A 21,543-nucleotide genomic window follows, 5' to 3' on the forward strand; every position below is an offset into this window, starting at 1 on the left:
GTGTCACTGGCGAACGTCTTTGCTGAATTCTTCCTTGAACGTCATGACAATGCTTACATTGTAAAACATGGGCTCACGGACTTCGTAGTCGGTAGAAATGATCAGTACGCCGCCTTCCCTGCTGAATACAAGGTCATCAACCTTAATTGCTTCCACTTGGTTTATCAGGAATCGCTTGTCCAATGCCTGGCGCAATTCACTTTCACTCATCATTGCAACCTTACTATCTTGTAAAAGTGATCGAACCGCGGTGGAAATAGTGTTGTATTCCAAATAAGCAGGAACCATTCTGAATGCAGCTGTCCCCAGAATAGCGACCACAACCAACACAACCATCCAGCTGATCAGAGAAAGTCCACGTTGCCGAGAGGGCATTGTCTTCATTTAATTTGCCTCCACCTTGTCTATGGCACCATTACGGGAAAAACTGGGCAAGGAGAACACCGGTTTCCAGTGCATCCAGATCAGGAAGGCTTCTCCCATCACCAGCTCATCAGGGACTATACCCCAAACCCGACTGTCGTTACTGTTATCACGATTATCGCCCATCACAAAGAAGGCGTTCTCGGGCACAGTCCACTCTCCTTCAATGTTCATGTTGGAGACTTTCTTGCCGGTGAACGGGTTAACCTTGCCTTCCTGCCAGATGAAGTGATCTACCTCACCCAGAGTCTCGATAAATTCGGATTGCCAGTAACGACCATTATCCACTTCACGGACCATATTACGCGAGACCAGTTCACCGTTGACGAACAACCGGTTATCGCGAAGTTTGATCTCATCGCCGGGCAGTCCCACCACCCGCTTGATGAAATTCTGGTTCCGGTTTTCAGGAAACTTGAACACCATTACATCACCGCGCTCCGGTGTGCCAGTCTCGATAATCTTGGTATTGGTCACCGGCAGCCGCAGGCCATAGGCAAACTTGTTAACCAGGATAAAGTCATTGACCTGCAAAGTCGGCAGCATGGAACCAGACGGAATAGTAAAAGGCTCGACCACAAAGGACCGGATCACCAGCACGATAAAGAAAACAGAAATCAGTGAATTCGAGGTTTCAACGGCACTACCAACCGCCCCTCCTTTCTGCTTCAGCTTGAACGCCCGGTCCACACACCACACGACCACAGTGACCAACAGCGCCAGAGACAGCCAGAAGCCAATATCAATATCCATCAATCATCCACCCTGAGTACCGCAAGGAAGGCTTCCTGTGGGATCTCCACGTTGCCCACCTGCTTCATCCGTTTTTTGCCTTCTTTCTGCTTTTGCAGCAGTTTCTTCTTACGGGATACGTCGCCGCCATAACACTTCGCGGTCACATTCTTGCGCAAGGCCTTCACGGTCTGACGAGCGATAATCTTGCTACCGATGGCGGACTGGATAGCCACATCAAACATCTGCCGTGGCACCAGCTCTTTCATTTTTTCGCACAGTGCCCGGCCACGATAGGCAGACTGGTCCAGATGGCAAATCATGGCCAGAGCGTCCACCTTGTCACCATTGATCAGCACATCGACGCGAACCAGCTTGGTGGGCTCAAAACGCTCGAAGGCGTAATCCATGGAAGCAAAGCCACGGCTCACGGACTTGATTCGGTCGAAGAAGTCGAGCACCACTTCCGCCATGGGAATGTCATAGGTCAGGGCAACCTGCTTGCCCAGGTACTGCATATTGATCTGGGTGCCACGACGCTCTACGCACAAGGAGATCACATTGCCCACGAACTCCTGTGGCACCAGGATATTCACACGGGCGATGGGTTCGCGGAACTCTTCAATCTTGTTGCCTTCCGGCAGCTTGGAGGGGTTGTCCACATACACGGTCTGCCCATCGGAGAGCAGCAACTCATACACTACCGTAGGTGCCGTGGTGATCAGATCAAGGTCGTATTCCCGCTCCAGCCGCTCCTGAATAATCTCCATGTGAAGCATTCCGAGGAAGCCAACCCGGAAACCAAAGCCCAGAGCATCAGAGGTCTCAGGCTCGTAGAAGAGAGACGCATCATTCAACGTCAGCTTGGCCAGCGCATCACGGAAGTCTTCATAGTCATCCGCACTCACCGGGAACATACCCGCATAGACTTGCGGCTTGACCTTCTTGAACCCCGGCAGGGCAGCCACATTGGGCGTTTTGGCCAAGGTCAGGGTATCCCCCACCGGGGCACCGTGAATATCCTTGATGCTGCCGCTCACCCAGCCCACTTCACCCGCTTCCAGGTGCTTGGTCTCGGTACGCTTGGGAGTAAAAATGCCCAGCTGGTCGACCACATGGGTCTGGCCAGTGGATTTGACCAGGATCTTGTCACCTTTCTTCAGAACACCGTGCTTCACCCGGACCAGGGAGATGACCCCCAGGTAGTTATCAAACCAGGAATCAATGATCAGCGCCTGCAGATCACCATCACGATTCCCTTCCGGGGCGGGGATTCGCTCCACCAACTGTTCGAGCAAGTCGTCAATACCAACGCCGGTCTTGGCGGACACCCGGCAGGCGTCCGTTGCATCGAGGCCAATGATCTCTTCAATTTCGTTGATCACCGCTTCCGGCTCTGCCTGGGGCAGATCAATCTTGTTCAGTACCGGCAGCACTTCCAGGTCCTGCTCAATGGCGGTGTAGCAGTTAGCCACCGATTGCGCTTCCACACCCTGCGCCGCATCCACTACCAGCAAGGCACCTTCACAGGCGGACAGTGAACGGGATACCTCGTAGGAGAAATCCACGTGTCCGGGAGTATCAATGAAGTTCAGCTGATAGGTTTCACCATCCCTGGCCTTGTAGTAGAGCGTTACGCTCTGGGCCTTGATGGTGATGCCACGCTCTCGCTCCAGCTCCATGGAATCCAGCACCTGTTCCTTGAGCTCACGCTCGGACAGCCCGCCGCAGACCTGGATAAAGCGGTCCGCCAGGGTGGATTTGCCATGATCGATATGAGCGATGATGGAGAAGTTGCGAATATTCGTGATGTCAGTCATAGGGCCTGTAAGCAATCAGTCGCTGCCGCACCGGCCCAGGGAATCAGGGCCTTGAACCACCGAACCATCGATGGCACCGGAAATCAGAAAACGGCAAACAAGGGCCGCGATTCTAGCGGATAACGGGGGGTAGTTGCACGACGCAGCCGCGCTGCGCCGTGAAAATATGCCCAAGAGGCCCTTATTTGAGCTTGAGGGCAAGGAACCGTGGGTTACCGTCCCGATTGATGAGCGCAGCCACCGTACCGGATTCCGGTAAAGCCGCCACCGCCTCAGCAAACGTTTCAGGACTATCAATGGGGACATTATTGAGGGTAACGAGCACGTCACCGGATTCAATCCCCGCCAGCCTGGCTGGCCCTTCTTTTACCTCGGTGACCACAACACCGGCCTTAAGGTCCAGTTTTGACAGCTCTACCTCAGAGGCAGCCCGGACCTGCACACCCAGCGCATCGGCCCCATCCTGACCCGGAATAATGCCTTGCATGGCCAGGGAAGGATCATCCGGCAACAGCCCAATCGTCACAGTCAGGGACTTTTCCTGCCCATCACGAATCACTGTCAGCTCCGCATCCTCACCCGGTTTGACCAGCCCGACCCAGCGAGGCAACTCAGAGGACCGATAAATTGCCTCATCGTTGAATTCGGTAATGATGTCACCTGGCTGAACACCCGCCTGCTCCGCTGGTGAGCCCTTGAGCACCTGGGATACCAGGGCACCGCGGGGCTGATCCAGACCAAAAGACTGGGCCAGATCACGATCCACCTCCTGAATCAGCACACCCAGCCAGCCGCGGCTGACCTTGCCATGCTCCTTGAGCTGGGATACCACATCCATGGCCATATCGATGGGGATGGCAAAGCTCACACCCATATAGCCGCCCGAGCGGCTGAAAATCTGGGAGTTGATACCCACCACCTCACCCCGGAGATTGAACAGCGGTCCACCACTATTACCCGGGTTAATGGCCACATCGGTCTGAATAAACGGCACATAGCTGTCGCTGGGCAGACTGCGTCCCTTGGCACTCACGATGCCCGCCGTCACGCTACTATCGAAACCGAAGGGGGCGCCAATAGCCAAAACCCACTCCCCCACTTTAAGGCCGGCAGAAGAGCCGATATCCACCACGGGAAGGTCTTCTGCCTCTACCTTGAGCAAGGCAATGTCACTTTGCTCGTCAGCACCAATCAACTCGGCCTTAAGCTCTCGGCGGTCCTGAAGACGAACCATGATTTCATCGGCTTCGGCCACCACATGATGGTTGGTCAGCACGTAGCCATCAGAAGAAATCAGGAAACCTGACCCCAGCGAACGAGCCTCTCGCTCCTGGGGAACCTGAGGCATACCCTCACCGCCAAACTGCTCGAAAAATCGGCGGAAGAACTCGGGAATCTGATCCATCTGCTCTTTCAGTTCAGCCTGATCCTGATGCGTCACAGTACTGATATTCACCACAGCGGGACCTTCTTTCTCCACCAGCAAGGTAAAATCAGGAAGCCCGGTAACCAGTGGTTCAGGTCGATCAGGAGTAGATGTTGAATCGGAGCAGCCCGCTAGAAAACCGATAACCACCAACAGCCAAAATGTAGTCAGGGTTGGCAATCTTCGCATGGAGTTCTCCTTATTTTTTTGCCGGTTGAACCTGGATCACCTGGCAGCCATCATCCCCCGATGACACCAAGGCAGGTTGATATGCCTGATTATGGCCACTTCGCCGGCTTAAAACACGGTTAATCACAAAACCAGCCAGAAGCCCACCCACCCCAAGCACGGCAGAGGCATCAAAGGCGGTCACTGAGAGCGATGAGCCGATCAGGGCGCCAAGGAAAAGTAACAGAAGTGGAAGGCCATACACCCATAATGCTCCGCGCATCAGGGCTCCTTCCGGCAGGCCCAGAGTAACGGGGTCACCCACCTGGTATCTGGAAGAGTCCGATATCGGGACTCGCAATCGCGCACGCTGGCCAGATTGCTGTTGATTGATCATGTGGTGCCCACAGGCAGACTTTGCCTGGCAGGCACCGCAGGTAGAGGCACGCACGGTCTCAACCCAGAGCGCATCTGGAGCGACCGCGACGACCACGCCCTGCTCATATAACATCAGTGGCGCGCGTCCCGGACGCTAATTCCCTCAATCACACGCTCTGCAGTAGCCTGGGGGACCTCACCGACCAACGTAATCAGATAGGCACCACTGGGCGCAGTCAGGCGCCGGCTTACCGCCACTGTGGGCCCAACACGGCTTACCCCTTCTTCAACAGCCCCCTTTCCTACCGCTTCCACAAACACGGTAAAGGCCGCCAAGCCATCGGAGTACCCCTGGGCCGCAACCGGTTGTCGCCTGCCATCGGCGCTGCGCCAATCCTGATCGGCAGCCTCGAAGCCCGCAGGTAGCCATTCAGCTTCAACACTCATCAAAGTGGATTGGTGATCTTCGGAAAGCGGCTGCAACTCGCTTTCACGCAAACTCTCGGGAATCTCAAAGTGGGACAGCGTCAGATTCGGTTCCAGATCCAGGCTGACAAACTCAACCCGCTCAAGCGCCACACCGCTGCCATCCACCACTTCTGACTTGAGCAGAAGGCTGGATTCATTATCCATCCACAGGCGGTAGCCGTAACGGTGAGTATCCAGTGGCGCCACGCGTAGCTGGGTAACATGACGACCTGCAACCCTGCCATCACCATCGACCAGAATGTTGTATTGGGCAGGCACATCCTCCGTCAGTCGCTGTGCAAGGATCATAGGGCCGGCCTGGCTTTTTTGCATGCGGGTGAGACTACGGTCCGGATGCACGCAGATCACTTCATCGCCACGGCGAAGCACTTCCACCAAGCGGCCATCAAGGTGCGTAAGCCTTTGATATTCTTCGCCGTTTATCACGGCATGGCTCACTTCCATTGTGCTTACTTCAGCACCAAACTGGTAGAGAAAACGGCCACTGTAGTCAAGAGAACGATTGGCCTGAGACATGGCCTGAAGGTGGGCATGCGCCTGCGAATCTTCCGCAAGCGCAGCTACAGGAGCGAAAAGGGTCAGGGAAAGAGCAAGGGCACGCAACTTCATCCGCTATTTGGCCCCGCTACGCGCATCCATACTGACCAGGCGTGCCAGTGGCATCATTCCCTGACCACTATTGCGTGCGGCAAAGTCACTATGGCGCAACAGCATCTCGTTAACGCGTGGCGAAGCGGATACCGGCGCTACCGTCGTGTTACTGGCACCAAAAGACTGGGAGACCAGAGACGCTTCAGCGAAGGGTCGGCTGAAACGGGAATCCTGGGCGGCCGCCAGCGCAGGCGCAGCATCACCTGTACCGGTGAAATTACCTTCCCAGGTCTGCCACCCTATAACGGTAGCCGCAGCCACAGAGGCAGCCACCGCCAGACGGGCCATACTGCCCAGCCACGCAGGCCGTTTGGCAGGCGCACCTTCTGCAGTCAGCGCCGCAGACAACCGGGCGTTGAAATCCGTTGGCACGACCATGGAAGGTTGACCGTGCATCACATCCTGAGCCAGCTGCCAACGCGACAGTGTTTCCAGTTCTGCATCGTCAATATCACGCATGACTCGACGGGTTTCCAGCTCGCTGGTTTCCCCGTCAAGGAATGCGGACAACGTTTCCAAATCCCTGTTCATAGACTCACCCTTTATCGCCTCGCTGCGTGCCCAACAAGGGCCGAACAGCTGTATCAATCGCTTCCCGAGCCCGGAAGATGCGCGAACGCACCGTGCCAACCGGACAGTCCATCACTTCCGCGATGTCCTCGTAACTGAGCCCCTCGAATTCTCGCAGGGTCACAGCAGTTTTCAGTTCCTGTGGCAGCGCCTCGATAGCCGAGTGAATGACTGCCTCCAATTCTTCAGACAACACCAGGGACTCCGGGGTTCCAATCTCGTGCAGCATTTCTGCCCCGGCATATTGCTCCGCCTCGGCGGCATCCAGATCGGACCGTGGTGGGCGCCGACCAGCGGCCACCAGATAGTTCTTGGCGGTATTCACAGCGATGCGATAAAGCCAGGTGTAAAAGGCGCTATCCCCACGAAAACGGGGTAGCGCACGCCAGGCTTTGATAAAGGCTTCCTGCGCCACATCCTGCACTTCATCCGGGTCGCGTACGTAACGGCTTATCAACGCGAAAATTCGCTGCTGATACTTGCGCACCAACACCTCAAAGGCGCGCTGGTCGCCAGCTTTGGCTTTTTTCACCAGTTGTTCGTCTGACACCGATCCCCCGGATCCTTCGCGAAGTGCGTGAGTCTGTGGCCAGCCATCTTAGTGGCCCCCTTAAAACACGCCATTGTAGCAGGTGTTATTCCAACGGCCACTTTTCAGGCTACGGAGGCCGTTGATTTAGCAAGCTTTTCACATTGCCTGCATCATTGTTGAACTTTTCTGACCTTGCCGGTGCATGAGAGTTCCTCTGTAACGGGCAGATAATCTCCCAGAGCGCTATTTCGTCATTTAGTCGTCACCCGGTTCACCGCTATACTGGCGCCGTTTTCTGGCCCTCTACACAGGACACGCCATGGCTACCTATCGACACGATGTACTCATCATTGGCTCCGGCGCTGCCGGGCTCACTGCCGCACTGCGGCTGCCCGATGAGTGTCAGGTTGCCCTGCTCTCCAAGGGAGAGTTAACCAGCGCCAGCACCTACTACGCCCAGGGAGGCGTGGCGGCGGTCCTCGATCAACAGGACTCTCTGGACAGCCATGTCGCCGATACCCATGTGGCCGGAGCCGGCCTCTGTCATGATGACGCCGTGCGGTTTACCGTTGAAAATGGCCCTGATGCCATTCGCTGGCTGATTGATCTGGGGGTGGATTTCACCCGTCTGGACAGCGGTGACGACGCCAGCACCCTGCCCTACCACTTGACCCGTGAAGGCGGACATAGCCACCGCCGCATCATCCATGCCGCCGATGCCACCGGCAAAGCCATCTCCAGCACCCTGATAGGCCAGGTCAAGAACCGGAACAATGTAACCCTGTTCGAACACCGTGTAGCGGTGGATCTGATTCTGCAGGAACATGACGGACAAAAGCGCTGCTGCGGTGCCTACATCCACAACATCAAGACCGGGGAGACTGACGTCATTCTGGCCCGGGCTGTGGTCCTGGCCACCGGCGGCGCCTCCAAGGTCTATCTCTATACCTCCAATCCGGATGTGGCCACAGGCGACGGCATCGCCATGGCATGGCGTGCCGGTTGCCGGGTGGCCAACATGGAATTCATGCAGTTCCACCCCACCTGCCTGTACCACCCCAAGGCAAAAAGCTTTCTGGTCACCGAGGCCATCCGAGGGGAAGGTGGCCACCTGCTACTACCGGATGGCACCCGCTTCATGCATCGCTTCGATGATCGCGGCGAGCTGGCACCGCGGGACGTGGTAGCCCGAGCCATCGACCATGAAATGAAGCGCCTGGGCGCGGACTGCCTCTATCTGGACATCAGCCACAAGCCCGCCGACTTCATCATCGAGCACTTCCCCACTGTGTACGCCAAATGTCTGCAGCTAGGGCTCGATATCACCCGCGACCCCATGCCGGTTGTACCCGCCGCCCACTACACCTGCGGCGGTGTGATTATCGACGAACACGGCCAAACCGACGTACCCGGTCTTTACGCCATCGGCGAGACCAGCTTCACAGGTCTGCACGGCGCCAATCGCATGGCCAGCAACTCACTGTTGGAGTGCTTCGTTTATGGCAAGGCCAGCGCCGACCACATCAGCGCCAACCTGAACGAGACCCCTCTGCCCCGCGACGACGAAGAATGGGATGAATCCCAGGTGACCGACTCCGACGAAGACGTGGTGATCAGCCATAACTGGGATGAGCTGCGACGCTTCATGTGGGATTACGTTGGCATCGTCCGGACAGAAAAACGCCTGCAGCGAGCGCTGCATCGCGCAGAGTTGCTGAAGAGCGAAATTACCGAGTACTACAGTAATTACCACATCAGCAACGATCTGCTGGAGCTGCGCAACCTGGTGGTCATCGCGGAATTGATCATCCGCTCTGCACTGTCCCGAAAGGAAAGCCGTGGCCTGCATTTCATGCGCGATTACCCGGATAGCGTAGACAATCCGGTGGATACCGTGCTGGTGCCGGGGAGCTTCTAGCAGGGAATTCTTCCGCAGGAGCATAGCTCGTACGGCGATTTTACCTGTGGGAGAGCCAACTTGTTGGCCGAATAGGACATGGACCATTCTGCAGAGGCAGTACCAACCGACAGCCCTTCGGCCAACAGGTTGGCCCTCCTACAGGGGCATCAGATCCTGCTAATCGCCGAACTGAACGAGCTGGAAGGTTTTCCGTTCGTCTATAAAACCAGGAAACCTTTTGGGGTTTGCCTATCCAATCGAGCGTAGCTCGTAGCTGACCGCTATTTAACCCGATTCACCCAAAGCCATTGATAGACAGGCTGGAGCTGTGACCGGGAAGCCTGATCCTCGAACAGGTGCACCCACCCTTGCGGAGTCTGCATTGCCAGCCACGGCCCGAGCCGAATGACGCGCCCCGGTGTTTCCAGAATCTGTACCCGGTCGCCCACCAGCGTCAGCGCGCCCTCGCGCAACCTCAACTCGGTCAGGGTCGGTACTCGCCACCCTCGCAGCAGCAGAATGATGGCCAGCACCAACAGCCCCTTTGCCCAAATGGGCCACATCACCAGCCACACCACCGGGACCAGACTCAGCCCCGACAGCCACAGCAGTCGAGCGGGATAACGTGATGCTCCCAGCTCAACCCTTGCCGTGGGCGACCAGTTCGAGGACATGCTTTACATACTCACGCATTTCTTCATCCTGCGGCTCACTGCGATACGTGAACCACTCGAACATGTCCGCATCCTGGCAGGCCAGCAAACGTTCGAAGCGCGCCTGATGCTCAGCGCTGTCAGCGTCGAAATGATCATCCAGGTAGGCGTACAGCACCATCTCTACTTCGGAAGCCCCGCGCCGGCACTGCCAGCGGTATTTCCGTTTCAGCTCTTCATTACTCATTGCATCCAGACCCTGCTCGGTAGCTGATGACTTTCAGACTGCGCGCGCATTATCTATCATGCCCGCTGAATTCTCGACACTTCTTCGCCCATCACAGGTTCCTAAAGGAGTCCCATGAGCTGGTCCGCATTCCTCAGCAAGCAATCTCTTCCTCCGGTTGCCGCTACCCCCTACCTTGCCCCGGCTACCCACCTCGCAGTGGTTCGCGCCAGCGGGGAAGAAGCGGGCCATTATCTGCAAGGCCAGCTTTCCTGCGACCTGCGCGAGGTCGACCAAGGGGCCCACCTCACGGGCATGCACCTGAGCCTGAAAGGCCGAGGCCTGGTCAGTGTGCGCGTCGTTCGCGATGGTGCCGACTACCTGCTCCTGACCCCATCAGGTCAGGAAGAGCCGCTAATCAAGGCTTTAATGAAGTATCGCTTGCGCGCCAAGGTCGAGTTCACCCTGGCTGAGGAGCTAGCGGTTATATTGCTCGCCGGCAATCTGCCAGACACCCTTCCCGGACCGGGTCAGGCACTGCGTAATGATCAGGGGTTGTGGCTGCGCTACCCACACACGGAGCACGCCCTGCTGTTGGCTTCATCAGAACAGGCAGAGGTGATCTGGAGCCAACTGGCCAGCCAACACACCCCCGCCAGCGCCAACAGCGCCACTCTGGCAGACATTGAAGCCGGCGTGGGCATGATCTACCCGGGAGCAGAAGACCTCTTTCTGCCTCAGGTCCTCAATTACGATGTCACTGGTGGCGTGAACTTCAAGAAAGGCTGTTACACCGGCCAGGAAGTCGTCGCCCGTATGCACTTCAAAGGCAAGCTCAAGCAGCGCATGCAACGTATCGATTTCACTGCCAACATAGCGCTGCAGCCGGGCGAAGTACTCCGCGATGGCGCCGGTAAAGCGGCTGGTGAGGTCGTCATCAGCGCCAACACCGCCAACGGCTCCGCCGCACTCATTGTACTGCGCCGCGATACTGACGGGATCCTGTTCCAGGAGGAAACCCCACTGAACAGCCAGTTGGGCACGCTGCCCTACCCTCTGCCCTGGAAGGAGTGAATGAGCGCCTGATGCCCGGGGTCAAACCGCTGTAGTAGCTCTCGGTGCTCGTCAGGGTATGCCTGCAAGCGATTGTCGGAATGGGAGCCGTTCGATTCAATATCATCCTCGCTGTCGCCCAAAGCACCAACAGACGTGAACTCTTCAGGTTTTCCAATCGAGAATAGATGAGCAAAAAAAGGCGCCTCAAAAGGCGCCTTTCTCAACTCTTCTCAATCACAGAGTTCCAAGGGCTTTCACACGGAGGCCGTCAGGATCCGGTACATCATCACCTGGGATCCATTTGGCCATGCAATCGCGATCGTCCAGGCAGGGATCGGTGAGCGCATTCAGAAATGCCAGGAGTTGAGACACCTGGACATCCGTCAGATCTGCATTCACCAGTTTCGATTTGCCCGCCAGACGCAACGCGGCCAGCTGATCCAGTGCTTGCTGGGTGTTGAGCACAATGTTGTCCGTCTGCGTCTGAACAAATGGCGCCAACTGACTCAAGTCATAATTATCAAACGCCAATTGCGGGTTGAGGTGGTGCCGCACAACCGCCTCCAGGGAAGTGTACGCACCTGCATGGCCCCAAGGTCCGGTTTTGGCAACATTCAGCAAGTGAGGAGTACGGAAGGCGAACTTGTCATCGTCCTCCTTCGTCTCACGGAAACGGCCATAGTCATTGTCATGGGGCTCAACAACACCGTCTCCCTTGCCCCGGCCAACCTGTGGCATGCCTACGACATGGAACTGCTCGTCAGTGAAGAAATCACCGCTGTGGCATCCGCTACAACCTGCCCCGCCTTTCGCAACCGGAGTGTAGAATAGCAGGGCGCCACGTTTGGCATCATCACTGATAGCCTTGGTGTCGCCAGCCAGATAGTCCTTCCAGGGGTTGTCCACCAGCACCTGGGAGTTCTGGTAGGCGGCGAGCGCATCGGCGATATGATCATAGGTAATCAAATCATCAGCGACACCCATTGGATCCGCAAATCCTGTCTGAAATGCAGACAGCCAGTCGTTCATGGCCGCCAGAGCCATTTCCATGTCTTCCCCTTTCAGGCGTTCCTCAAGCGCCGTGCGCAGCGCCGCTGTGGTGGTGCCAGCCTGGAAAGTATGGCCTCGCATTTCTTCCGGAGAGGTCACGGGGAAACGGGCCTGAGCCGCTGACAGATTGGCGCCGGCATTCACGTCCGCTACGCCAAAAGCGGAGTCCGGCGTACGAATCGCATCCCCTTCGCCATTGGGGTTCGCCTTGCCGAGACTTTCCACACGACCGTCATGGAACAGCACTTCATCGTAAAAAACGATATTGAACGTAGATGGCGCATTTCGGGGCACCGTTGGACCGCCATCATATTCATGCCCATCCATACGATGCTCACGCCCCGGCCCCAGCAGGTCGGGCAGCACCGCCTCCACACCAATAGACAAAGACAGGTTGTCCCCGCCTCCCAGCAGCGGGTGGTGACAAGACACACATGCAGAATCCAAATCTCCGCCTAACGCCTTGCTGAAGAACAACTGCATCCCCAGGCGGGCTTTCGGATCAGTAATGGAAGGCAGTGTTCGACCCGTGGTCGGATCACCGGTGATGCCATTGATCTTGGCAACGGCCGACACTTTCTGGTCCAGCGTCAGTGACTCGGCCCCATTTCGGTTGTCGTCACTGCTGCCCTCTCCCCCACAGGCAGACAGCAATACGGCTGCAGCGATAGACACCGCTGCGGATCTGAATCCTTCAGACATGCTTTCCCCTCATTATTAAAACCCACAAATCCCGCACGGGATTTTTTAGTAATGAGATATGCAAAACAAGACTTATTGCTGAAAATCATTCTTTGGTATGAAGTTTTCGCTCCTGCGAATCGGAGTCGCAATCAGCACGCCTGAATATCCTCCGTACCAAAACAAGGCTTTATATTGTTTTGAAAGCAGGTGACCGCCTGGAAGGCCAATAAAAAAGGCGCCAGAGGCGCCTTTTTTACAGCACGATTGAACCTGTTTTTGTTAGCTGGCGCCCAATGATGCCAGTGGATGAGCAGGCGCCGGGCAGCAAAAGAACCCATCGATATAATCACGCGGCACATCAGCGATGCTACGGTGACGAAATGCCGGTTTGCCGTCCTTGTCGATCAATAACGCCCTTACTCCCTCACGGAAGTCACCCCGAATCGAGCACTGCACGGCCAGACACCATTCCATGCGGAACACTTCCGCCAGAGAAAGGTAGGTTGACCGCTCAAGCTGCTCCCACACCAGGTGCGCCGTCTGCGGACACCCTTTCTCCAGTGTGCCCAACGCACGATCCAGCCAGCTATCACGGTCTTTCGCCGACAACAGCTGCGACACCACCGTCTGAAGATCTTCCCCATCACAGAGGGAATTAATTAAAGGCAGATGATCTATCAGAGGATGAGGCAGCGCTGTCATGTCCGCAGCCTGCTCTTTGAAAAGGCGATACAACACAGCCCGATTATCACGCGGTTCAAGCGAGAAACGCTGTTCGGCAAGCAACGCCAACAAGCCTTCAGCATCACCATCCACCATCCGGTCAGCCAGCCCCACTTCCACCGCCTCGCGGCCGTTAATGTGGACCCCGGTCAGGCCGAGAAACAGCCCCACTTTGCCTGGCAAGCGATTAAGGAACCAGCTGCCCCCTACATCCGGAAAGAGGCCAATAGTGATTTCTGGCATGGCCATTCGCGAACGCGGGGTGACAAGGCGGTAATCCGCCCCCTGAAGCAAACCCATGCCGCCGCCCATGACAATGCCGTCACCGAACACCACGACCGGAACAGGTAAACGATGGAGCCGATAGTCCAGCGCGTATTCTTCCGCGAAATATTGCTCAGTGAACGGGTTTCGTCCTTCACCGGCATGTTTCACCATGGATTTGTGCATCTGAACAATGTCACCACCCGCACAGAACGCCTTGTCACCGGCCCCGTCCAGCCACAGCGCCACAATGTCATCACGCTGTTCCCACTCATCCAGCTGACGATCCAGCGCCTGGATCATATCCAGGCCAAGGGCATTCAGCGCCTTGGGGGCGTTTAAGGTGGCCCGGGCAATGACACGGCCACAGGCGGTGGAAATCTCGGAAAACAACACGCAATCAGACACAACGACTCCAATGGGCTTAGATCGCTGCCGATACTAGCAAAGTGACAACAACTGTTCATCGATTCTGCAAAATAGCCACATAAACCGAACACCCAGAGGCAATTAGGCCAGTTTCACACGACTTGAGAGCGCATTCCAAGCAGCAAGATAGTCAGCCACATAAAGACCGACAATGATCCACCACCGCCACCACCGCCAGGATCCTGTCGCTGTTGGCCAGCAGGTTTTGCATTCACGGTAATGACGCCCTCAACGGTAACGGTCTTTGGTAATGCTGCACTGTCAGAGATTTCGATTCGAAGTCTATGCTCGCCCACCGTCAGGAACTCGGAAGGAATTGTCCCCTTGCTGAGATTGAGATATTCAGGCAACAGGACGTCGTCTATATACCAATCCAGGGTATGAGTATCGTTTGGGTTAGGATCACTGATCACCACTTCCACATTTACTGCGCTGGCGCCTTCAAAAACCGAGCTGACCACCTCTCCATTCTCGGTAATCTTCAAAGATGCTTCTGGCGGCAGGTTCAACTCTGTAATTACAACACGAGTTGTCGCGGTATCAGCCAACGGCAAGTAGTAAACAGGGGCCCCTGAGGCACCGACATATGGCTTGTCAACCACACCGTCCAGGGTTAGCAACACGCTTTCGTCGGTTTCACCAGTTAGCCCATCATCCAGAGCATCAAAGGCAAACATTGCCTCATTCTCCGGATCGTCACCCTGCTCGACGGTCAGAATGACATTTGTTGCATTATGATCCCCACCAAAGGTGGCCGAACCGGCCGGGTCCACAAATACTGGGATCTGTATTGGGTACGCAGGAGAAGGCCCACTGAGAATGACCTTCACTGCGGCGGAGGCGCCTTCTGCCACCAGCGACTCTTCGATTTCAAAACCGACCTGCGGATAAATAGTTAATTGCTGGTAGGCATACCCCGTATTCCCTGCCTCATCGGTTGCCGACCAAACAATTTCCTGAACCCCTGAAGTATAGGGCCCCGGCTTATCAGCCGTTGCCTGAAGACTTCCATCCAAAGCATCGTAGGCGACTGCTATCCCCAACTCGACAGCGGTGAGGTTCCCTGAAGCATTTAGCACCAAGTCAGCAGGAGCAGTGACCACGGGAGGGTTATTATCTCGGGTATCGTCTTCATCCGCATTATCTCCAATCCCGTCACCATCCGAGTCTGCCCACTCCTCAGGGTCATATGGGAAGGCATCCGCGTTATCACCTACCGAGTCTTTATCCGAATCCTCTGACTCAGCCGGGTCTTCAGGGAAGGCATCATCCTCATTGATTACACCATCGTTGTCAGTGTCATCGAGGAAAGGATCGACAGTCAGTCCCGAGCCGGATTGGCAGTCGACATCACAACCAGCATTCCAGGCATCAGGCAGCCCATCTGCATCACCATCCAGCGATGCAGCAGGGTCGTCAGGGAAACTATCCTGAGCATCAAAAATTCCATCCCCATCACTGTCAGGGTCACCTTTGAATCGTGCAACAAGGAAGTGGTCCGGGCCTTCAGAAGAGCCAGCGATCACATAACCACCCATTTTGTCCTGTATTAGCGCCTTTCCAAACTCATTAAGACCGGTATCAAGGAGGGCTACTCCGTCACCACCGCCAAAGCTGGAATCCGGGATACCGTCAGCCTCGTAACGGAGCAATACAACATCGTTGTCGGCACCATTGGCAGCATAACCAGTAACCAGGAGCCGCCCACCTGTGTCTTCGATAACAGATTGACCATAACTCTGCGAATAACCACTAACTTCCGAAATCTGGATACCATCACTACCACCAAATGTTGAATCAAGTACCCCACTGCTGTCGTAGCGGACCAAGGCAAGCGCATCATTCTCCGCCTGGGTCGAATAGTATCCAGTTGCCACTAATCGGCCTGCACTGTCCTCGATAACAGCACTTGTGGTGTGCTTTGACCCGATTATCGGAGTGGTCACAATCCCGTCACCATCACCAAAAGAAGAGTCAAGCTCGCCAGAGCTCAAATATCGAGCCAATACCAGAAAATTACTATCACCACTATTGGTGGTCCCTGCGACCACCAATCTGCCGTTACCATCTATGATCACGCTGTAGGCTTTATCATCTCCTGCTGCAATATCTGTGGTTACGAAACCGTCACCACCACCAAAAGATGTGTCGAGCACACCCAAGCTGTCATACCGCACCACAGCAAGGTCATCATTGCTACCGTTATCGCTATAACCAACCGCAATCAAGCCGCCATCAACATCCTCCACCAATGAATATAGTTGATCATTACCTGAACTGAGTGACGTAGTAACAATGCCATTGGCACCAAAGGTGGTGTCCCGATCACCCTTGCTGTCGAAACGGACCAGAGCAAAGTCATAATAGAACCCGTTCTTGGTCGTTCCTGCCACAACCAGATTCCCAAGGCTGTCCTCGATGACTGCATGCGCCTGATCATCCTCAGCGCCAATACCGGTGGTGATAATTCCAGTGCCATTGCCAAAGGAAGAATCCAGCCCCCCGAGATTGGTATAGCGAGCAATCGCAAAATCGTGAATATAACCAAAAGAGTTGTTCGTAGCGGTCGAACCCACAACAACCAGATTGCCGTCCCCATCCTGGATTAATGAGGATGCATTGTCGTAAGAACTACCCAAGGATGTTGTTGCGATACCGTTCCCATCACCAAAAGAGGTATCCAGCCCCCCAGAGCTGTTGTAACGAATAAGTACAAAATCATCGTATCCTCCGGTATCTGCATAACCAGCAACAATCAGTGAGCCACTATTGTCCTCTGAAATAGCCCTGGCGGTGTTGTAACCAGAGCCCACCGGAGTGATGACCACGCCATCACTCCCAAAAGAAGCATCAAGCAGACCAGACGTCTCATAGCGCGCGACCACAATCGCATAGGAACTTCCGTATACAGAGGATCCGACGGTGGCAGCCCCGGCCATCACCAACTTTCCTGTACTGTCTTCAAGAACTGACAAGGCGGCATCCGCAAGTGCGGGGGTAGACACGATGCCATCTCCACCTCCGAACGAGAGGTCTATCGCGCCAGAGCTCTGATACCTGACAAGCTTCCAGCTGGCACTCCCGCCACCAGTGCTTCTGCCTGCCACCACCAAATTCCCGCTGCTATCTTCCACCACCGAATAGGACTGATCGTAATTGGTACCTAGATCCGTCGTGACAACACCATCCCCACCACCAAATGTGGTGTCCAGGGCCCCGGTGCTGTCATAACGCATCAGCAAGAAGTCGTAAGTCCCTCCCACACCCGCGAAGCCCGCAATGACCAGATTGCCACTACTGTCTTCAATCACCGCATTGGCAGCGTCTCTCGCGCTGCTTACTGTTGTGGTGACAATCCCATCCCCACCGCCAAATCCATTATCCAGAAGACCATTGCTGTCATAGCGAACCAGCGCGACATCATAATCGTTACCATTGAAGCTCGTTCCCGCCACAACCAGATTGCCACTGCTATCTTCGATTAGGGAAAACGCTTGATCACCGGCGCTGCCTACCGCGGTAACCACAATGCCGTCCCCGCCTCCAAAACTGGGGTCAAGCTTTCCATCACTGGTGTAACGCACCAAAGCAAAATCATCATCAGCACCGTTAGAGCTGTAGCCGGCGACGACCAGTTTTCCCTGGGCATCTAGAATGACTGAATAGGCCTGATCATGACCGCTTCCTACTGCAGTTGTGACAATGCCATCCCCACCGCCAAAGCTGGTGTCGAGATGACCAGATTCATCGTAACGAACCAGTGCAAAGTCAGTATTTCTTCCGTTACTCGTGTAGCCGGCAACAACATATCCACCGTCAGGTAGGTGCACAGCTGAAAATGCCACGTCATCACCATCCAGCGCATCACCAACGGACGTCAGATCAACGCCATCTTGCGCGAACGTGATATCAAGATCGCCTGCTGCTGCAAAACCTGAGGATGGGATCACTGACAGAAACATGCACACTGCCATGGACAAAAATTGCCAGATATGGACTTCAGCTCCGCACGCATCCCTTGCACTTCTCATTCCTATCCACCTAACGATTTATACTAGTAATTTCATAGCATCTTACACACAGCAGGAGAGAGAAGCAGTACCGCCAATTTCCATTTTCAAAGCAAAAAAAAAACGGGTACCCAAGGCGGGTACCCGTCAAAAGACACCACTAAGGGGTTAGCGGTGTGCGCTACAACACTGTTTGGATCAGTCGCTTTTCTTGCGCGACTTCTTCACCGGGGGCGCTTTCTGCTCTGCGCTATCCAGGGCCTGAGTCAGCTCCTGCACCCGTTTTTCAAGCTCTTCGACTTCACGCTTGTTCGGCAAGCCCAGACGGGACAACGCCTTGTTCAAACGGTCATCAAAAGCCCGCTCCATTTTCTCCATGGTCTCGCCGGTATGGTGGCGAACCCGTTCCTTGATCTCTTCAACCCGGGACTCTGTCTTGTCCTTGGTCTGCTTTTCCACCTCACGCCCTGCCTCTACAAGGGCGTCGAAAAAGCCGCTTCCCTCTTCTTCAGCGCGAGCGAAAGCGCCCAGACCGGCCAGCCAGATCTGGTGGGTATACTTGCGAATATCTCTGGAAGCACCTGTTAGTGCTTTCAGCGGGCTAACGCGCCCATCTTTATCGTTCTGATTTTCATCGGACATGGTCCAAACTCCCGAAGGCAATTCCACGAGCGAATGCAGCGGGAACAACACACAACATCATCAACGCGTGGAGTGAATTATAGGAAAGGGTAGAAACTGACGGTCAAAGACTTGTCGAACAATCCGTCACATTTTGTTTATGCGATCAATTTCTCATCTGTTTAGCGATCCTGGTCATCTTCAGGGTCATCCAGCGAGGAGCGTCGCGCCCCTCCGATGAGCCCCATCCCCCTCGCCAGATCCCTGGCGCGATCGCGGATTACTTCCCGGGAACGACCAGTGAGCAGATCCACAAAGCGCTTTCGCAGATTCTCCTCAAGGCGCTGAGCCCCTTGCTCCAGCCGGACATCAATCTTGCGTTCCACACGCGGTCCAACCACATAGTGACCAAGGATAGCGACAAGAATGAGGGTAAACAGAGACGATGCACCTGCCGCCGCAAACAACAGCCACCCCAGGGTGGCAATGTCGATCTGCAGCGTTTCCATCAGGCTGCGCCAAACATGAAGATCAGCTGGAAGACACCTGCCATGGCACCGAGGAAGCCACCGACGACAATCAGTATCCACTCGTCTTCCTGGAACGCAGGGCGTAACAGGTCCTGAAACTCTTCGGAACTCAGTGCCTGCATCCTGTCAGACATGATCTTCTCTACCAGAACTCCCCGCTCACGGTTGAAGCCCTGATCTTCAAAAGGCTCGACAGCCAGATCCACAGCCTTCTCTTCTACTGCTTTCTTGAGATCGGCATAGCCTTCCGGGCCAACGGTAAGCTGAGCTGCGGTTCGCACCACACCGCCATTGAGCAATGGTTTCAGGTGACGCTTGATCAGCGCCTTGGTGCGATCGCCACGGGGCCCGTTCACCACCTGGTACATGATATTGCGCAGGGTGATTACTTCTTCCGTGGACAAGCGGGCAAACGTCTCAGCAACATCTTTCTGACGCTTCAGGAACAAACCCTGGACACGAAAAGGGCCCACCTTTACAGGATTAAGCGGACGAAAAATCAGATTCAGCGCCAACCAGTTGGTTGCCACACCGACAATGAAGCCGAAAAACGGAAGCACCCAGTTTTCGGGCATCAGGATGAAGACCGGAACCTGGATCAGGCCAAACAGGAAACCAAAGTAGAGACCGGAGTTGGTCACAAAGCGAAATTCCGGATCACCCACTTCGCGGAACATTTGCACCATCAACTGCTTGTCTTCCGACATTTGCGTGATGACCATGTGCTTCATGTCCACCAGGCTGTCCAGATTGCGGCTGATATCGTCCACCACACTATCCATGACTGACGGAATAGCGCGACGAGCGCGACTGTACACGCGCTTGCGCACCAGCAGAGGGAGGTTTTCCCACAGCACAGCGTTACGCTCAGTCATCACTTCATCAGTGTATTCTTCAACGCGGGACTGAATATTCTTGGTCAAAAAAGCCGCAATTTTCTCCGGCTCCATCTCCCTGAAAAATTCATCCAGGCTCCCCAGCTTCGAGAGCGCCTTGTCGACCACGATCCCCGCCATCTTCTCAACTTTGGAGGGAATGATGCCCTGCCAGCCGAAGAAGGGGCGTACCCCCATAAACTCCAGGGGATAAAAAGTCATCTGCACCGCCATCCAATTGGTGGTCCAGCCAACAGCACCAGCAATAAAAGGAATACTGACGTACTTCCAGAAGTCAGGGTACGCAAGCAATGATTCCAGCATTAAAAACTACTCCCCTCCAAGGGCTGCCGCACAGTAACAGGCGCAACAGAATGTAAACAGATTGCGTGTTCACCCATCCAGGTCAAATAAGCCAATGTTGTCTTCTTATAAAAATGCATAGTATAGGGAGCCGGGTTTCCAAATATAAGCAAGATAACGTAATTTTTGGCAACCAAAAGCCGACCTAACTAAACAATCCGGCCGTATTTAGCACAGGAACTGTCATTACCCATGCCTCAAACCGGTAGCTTTCCACAATTGATTGTGCTTGGTGGACTTGAAAGTGCACTCAATCAGGCGCTCACTGCCACGCCCTCAGGACGGCAGCATCTTGCGGATTTGCACGGTACCGTTGTGCGGATTCGCGCGGAGCGCCCCTTGTGGGTGCTGTATGTGCTGATCTACGAAGATGGCATCGAGCTACTGCCGGAATATGAAGGCAACGTGGATGTCCGTATCCGCGGTCCGCTTGGTGGCATGCTGCATTGGCTGTTTTCCAGCAGCGCGCTGGAAGATCAGGAAGAGCTTCGCGTTACCGGCCACGAAGAACAGATTCGTCAGCTTACCGCCCTGATCGAACAATTCAGTCTTTGGCCCCTGATCCGTAACTGGCTGGACGACCATGTTCGACTCAAGGAGTTGCTGACGATCCTGCGTCGCGAAGACCCTGTCTGGCTGGAAAAACTGGCCACCCTGCCGGAACAGATGGGTCAGCTGGCGGAACAGGTAGCCCACCAGCAACTGCTGCAGGAAGACATTCTCGACGAGTTGAAACAGCTTCGAAGTGAGCTGCGCCGCAACCGCAAACTGGATCTCTTCTTCTCGCTCACAGGCACCCTTCTGGTGCTGCTATCCGTACTCAAGGCTGCCAATCTCTGGAATGTGACCTGGCACGCCCTGCAACAGGATATCCTGTCACTGGCCATGCTCAGCCTCGGCATTGCCTGCCTGGTCGCCAGGCTGCTTCCGGCAAGAAACTAGACCGCGAGGCTGCTCACCTTCAGGTATT

The 21,543-nt window shown here is 55.2% G+C and carries 19 protein-coding genes; 3 read left to right on the forward strand and 16 right to left on the reverse strand.

Annotated features, from left to right (window positions below; genetic code table 11):
• Positions 1-3 precede the first annotated feature (3 nt).
• The 8 genes from GFN93_RS13740 to rpoE all read right to left on the reverse strand — a co-directional run bounded on the left by GFN93_RS13740 (position 4) and on the right by rpoE (position 7,207).
• Positions 4-384: a DUF4845 domain-containing protein gene (locus GFN93_RS13740; RefSeq protein ID WP_153501596.1), complete on the reverse strand. Its 381-nt coding sequence runs from the start codon at positions 382-384 to the stop codon at positions 4-6.
• On the reverse strand, positions 385-1,176 hold the full coding sequence (lepB, locus tag GFN93_RS13745; protein WP_153501597.1) for a signal peptidase I: 792 nt from the start codon (positions 1,174-1,176) through the stop codon (positions 385-387). It abuts the gene before it with no gap.
• Positions 1,176-2,975, reverse strand: coding sequence for a translation elongation factor 4 (lepA, locus tag GFN93_RS13750; RefSeq protein ID WP_153501598.1), 1,800 nt, complete (start codon positions 2,973-2,975; stop codon positions 1,176-1,178). The genes lepB and lepA overlap by 1 nt, the downstream gene beginning before the upstream one ends.
• A 181-nt stretch (positions 2,976-3,156) precedes the next feature.
• Positions 3,157-4,590 (reverse strand): DegQ family serine endoprotease, encoded by a 1,434-nt coding sequence (locus GFN93_RS13755; protein ID WP_153501599.1) that lies wholly within the window; start codon positions 4,588-4,590, stop codon positions 3,157-3,159.
• Between the two features lie 10 nt (positions 4,591-4,600).
• Positions 4,601-5,080: a SoxR reducing system RseC family protein gene (locus tag GFN93_RS13760; RefSeq protein WP_153501600.1), complete on the reverse strand. Its 480-nt coding sequence runs from the start codon at positions 5,078-5,080 to the stop codon at positions 4,601-4,603.
• Positions 5,080-6,045 (reverse strand): MucB/RseB C-terminal domain-containing protein, encoded by a 966-nt coding sequence (locus GFN93_RS13765; RefSeq protein ID WP_153501601.1) that lies wholly within the window; start codon positions 6,043-6,045, stop codon positions 5,080-5,082. The genes GFN93_RS13760 and GFN93_RS13765 overlap by 1 nt, the downstream gene beginning before the upstream one ends.
• A 3-nt stretch (positions 6,046-6,048) precedes the next feature.
• On the reverse strand, positions 6,049-6,618 hold the full coding sequence (locus GFN93_RS13770) for a sigma-E factor negative regulatory protein (protein WP_153501602.1): 570 nt from the start codon (positions 6,616-6,618) through the stop codon (positions 6,049-6,051).
• Between the two features lie 4 nt (positions 6,619-6,622).
• Entirely contained in the window at positions 6,623-7,207 is a 585-nt protein-coding gene (gene rpoE, locus GFN93_RS13775; protein ID WP_328594671.1) for an RNA polymerase sigma factor RpoE, read from the reverse strand.
• A 301-nt stretch (positions 7,208-7,508) separates the two neighbouring features.
• On the opposite strand from rpoE, the gene nadB reads away from it, so the two are divergent.
• Positions 7,509-9,107 carry an L-aspartate oxidase gene (gene nadB / locus GFN93_RS13780; RefSeq protein ID WP_153501603.1) on the forward strand — a complete coding sequence of 533 codons (1,599 nt, stop codon included), beginning with the start codon at positions 7,509-7,511 and terminating at the stop codon, positions 9,105-9,107.
• A 263-nt stretch (positions 9,108-9,370) separates the two neighbouring features.
• Here nadB and GFN93_RS13785 read toward each other — a convergent pair whose 3' ends face one another.
• Together GFN93_RS13785 and GFN93_RS13790 are read right to left on the reverse strand one after the other, a co-directional pair.
• Positions 9,371-9,763: a hypothetical protein gene (locus GFN93_RS13785; RefSeq protein ID WP_235901850.1), complete on the reverse strand. Its 393-nt coding sequence runs from the start codon at positions 9,761-9,763 to the stop codon at positions 9,371-9,373.
• Positions 9,729-9,989 carry an FAD assembly factor SdhE gene (locus tag GFN93_RS13790; RefSeq protein WP_153501604.1) on the reverse strand — a complete coding sequence of 87 codons (261 nt, stop codon included), beginning with the start codon at positions 9,987-9,989 and terminating at the stop codon, positions 9,729-9,731. The genes GFN93_RS13785 and GFN93_RS13790 overlap by 35 nt, the downstream gene beginning before the upstream one ends.
• A 114-nt stretch (positions 9,990-10,103) precedes the next feature.
• Here GFN93_RS13790 and ygfZ point away from each other — a divergent pair, with 114 nt between their 5' ends.
• Entirely contained in the window at positions 10,104-11,042 is a 939-nt protein-coding gene (ygfZ, locus tag GFN93_RS13795; RefSeq protein ID WP_153501605.1) for a CAF17-like 4Fe-4S cluster assembly/insertion protein YgfZ, read from the forward strand.
• Between the two features lie 216 nt (positions 11,043-11,258).
• On the opposite strand, the gene GFN93_RS13800 is transcribed toward ygfZ, so the two are convergent.
• The 6 genes from GFN93_RS13800 to GFN93_RS13825 form a co-directional block, all read right to left on the reverse strand.
• The gene (locus tag GFN93_RS13800) at positions 11,259-12,776 is read right to left on the reverse strand and encodes a cytochrome-c peroxidase (RefSeq protein ID WP_153501606.1); all 1,518 of its coding nucleotides are present in this window, start codon (positions 12,774-12,776) and stop codon (positions 11,259-11,261) included.
• A 261-nt stretch (positions 12,777-13,037) separates the two neighbouring features.
• Entirely contained in the window at positions 13,038-14,153 is a 1,116-nt protein-coding gene (locus GFN93_RS13805) for an enoyl-CoA hydratase/isomerase family protein (RefSeq protein ID WP_328594674.1), read from the reverse strand.
• Between the two features lie 113 nt (positions 14,154-14,266).
• Complete coding sequence (locus tag GFN93_RS13810; protein ID WP_194285806.1) at positions 14,267-18,136, reverse strand: beta strand repeat-containing protein; 3,870 nt, start codon at positions 18,134-18,136, stop codon at positions 14,267-14,269.
• Positions 18,137-18,382: 246 nt separating this feature from the next.
• On the reverse strand, positions 18,383-18,826 hold the full coding sequence (locus GFN93_RS13815) for a phasin family protein (protein WP_153501608.1): 444 nt from the start codon (positions 18,824-18,826) through the stop codon (positions 18,383-18,385).
• Positions 18,827-18,987: 161 nt separating this feature from the next.
• Entirely contained in the window at positions 18,988-19,314 is a 327-nt protein-coding gene (locus tag GFN93_RS13820; RefSeq protein ID WP_153501609.1) for a hypothetical protein, read from the reverse strand.
• Positions 19,314-20,534 (reverse strand): hypothetical protein, encoded by a 1,221-nt coding sequence (locus tag GFN93_RS13825; RefSeq protein WP_153501610.1) that lies wholly within the window; start codon positions 20,532-20,534, stop codon positions 19,314-19,316. Before GFN93_RS13825 ends, GFN93_RS13820 begins: the two co-directional genes overlap by 1 nt.
• 231 nt (positions 20,535-20,765) lie before the next feature.
• Here GFN93_RS13825 and GFN93_RS13830 point away from each other — a divergent pair, with 231 nt between their 5' ends.
• On the forward strand, positions 20,766-21,515 hold the full coding sequence (locus tag GFN93_RS13830) for an SCP2 sterol-binding domain-containing protein (protein WP_153501611.1): 750 nt from the start codon (positions 20,766-20,768) through the stop codon (positions 21,513-21,515).
• The last annotated feature ends 28 nt before the right edge of the window (positions 21,516-21,543 follow it).

The organism is Alcanivorax sediminis (assembly GCF_009601165.1).
Taxonomy (GTDB): Bacteria; Pseudomonadota; Gammaproteobacteria; order Pseudomonadales; family Alcanivoracaceae; genus Alcanivorax; species Alcanivorax sediminis.

Coding starts and splice junctions, on each gene's coding strand:
- GFN93_RS13740 (WP_153501596.1), bottom strand. CDS start 384: ATGAAGACAATGCCCTCTCGGCAACGTGGACTTTCTCTGATCAGCTGG.
- lepB (WP_153501597.1), bottom strand. CDS start 1,176: ATGGATATTGATATTGGCTTCTGGCTGTCTCTGGCGCTGTTGGTCACT.
- lepA (WP_153501598.1), bottom strand. CDS start 2,975: ATGACTGACATCACGAATATTCGCAACTTCTCCATCATCGCTCATATC.
- GFN93_RS13755 (WP_153501599.1), bottom strand. CDS start 4,590: ATGCGAAGATTGCCAACCCTGACTACATTTTGGCTGTTGGTGGTTATC.
- GFN93_RS13760 (WP_153501600.1), bottom strand. CDS start 5,080: ATGTTATATGAGCAGGGCGTGGTCGTCGCGGTCGCTCCAGATGCGCTC.
- GFN93_RS13765 (WP_153501601.1), bottom strand. CDS start 6,045: ATGAAGTTGCGTGCCCTTGCTCTTTCCCTGACCCTTTTCGCTCCTGTA.
- GFN93_RS13770 (WP_153501602.1), bottom strand. CDS start 6,618: ATGAACAGGGATTTGGAAACGTTGTCCGCATTCCTTGACGGGGAAACC.
- nadB (WP_153501603.1), top strand. CDS start 7,509: ATGGCTACCTATCGACACGATGTACTCATCATTGGCTCCGGCGCTGCC.
- GFN93_RS13785 (WP_235901850.1), bottom strand. CDS start 9,763: ATGTCCTCGAACTGGTCGCCCACGGCAAGGGTTGAGCTGGGAGCATCA.
- GFN93_RS13790 (WP_153501604.1), bottom strand. CDS start 9,989: ATGAGTAATGAAGAGCTGAAACGGAAATACCGCTGGCAGTGCCGGCGC.
- ygfZ (WP_153501605.1), top strand. CDS start 10,104: ATGAGCTGGTCCGCATTCCTCAGCAAGCAATCTCTTCCTCCGGTTGCC.
- GFN93_RS13800 (WP_153501606.1), bottom strand. CDS start 12,776: ATGTCTGAAGGATTCAGATCCGCAGCGGTGTCTATCGCTGCAGCCGTA.
- GFN93_RS13810 (WP_194285806.1), bottom strand. CDS start 18,136: ATGTTTCTGTCAGTGATCCCATCCTCAGGTTTTGCAGCAGCAGGCGAT.
- GFN93_RS13815 (WP_153501608.1), bottom strand. CDS start 18,826: ATGTCCGATGAAAATCAGAACGATAAAGATGGGCGCGTTAGCCCGCTG.
- GFN93_RS13820 (WP_153501609.1), bottom strand. CDS start 19,314: ATGGAAACGCTGCAGATCGACATTGCCACCCTGGGGTGGCTGTTGTTT.
- GFN93_RS13825 (WP_153501610.1), bottom strand. CDS start 20,534: ATGCTGGAATCATTGCTTGCGTACCCTGACTTCTGGAAGTACGTCAGT.
- GFN93_RS13830 (WP_153501611.1), top strand. CDS start 20,766: ATGCCTCAAACCGGTAGCTTTCCACAATTGATTGTGCTTGGTGGACTT.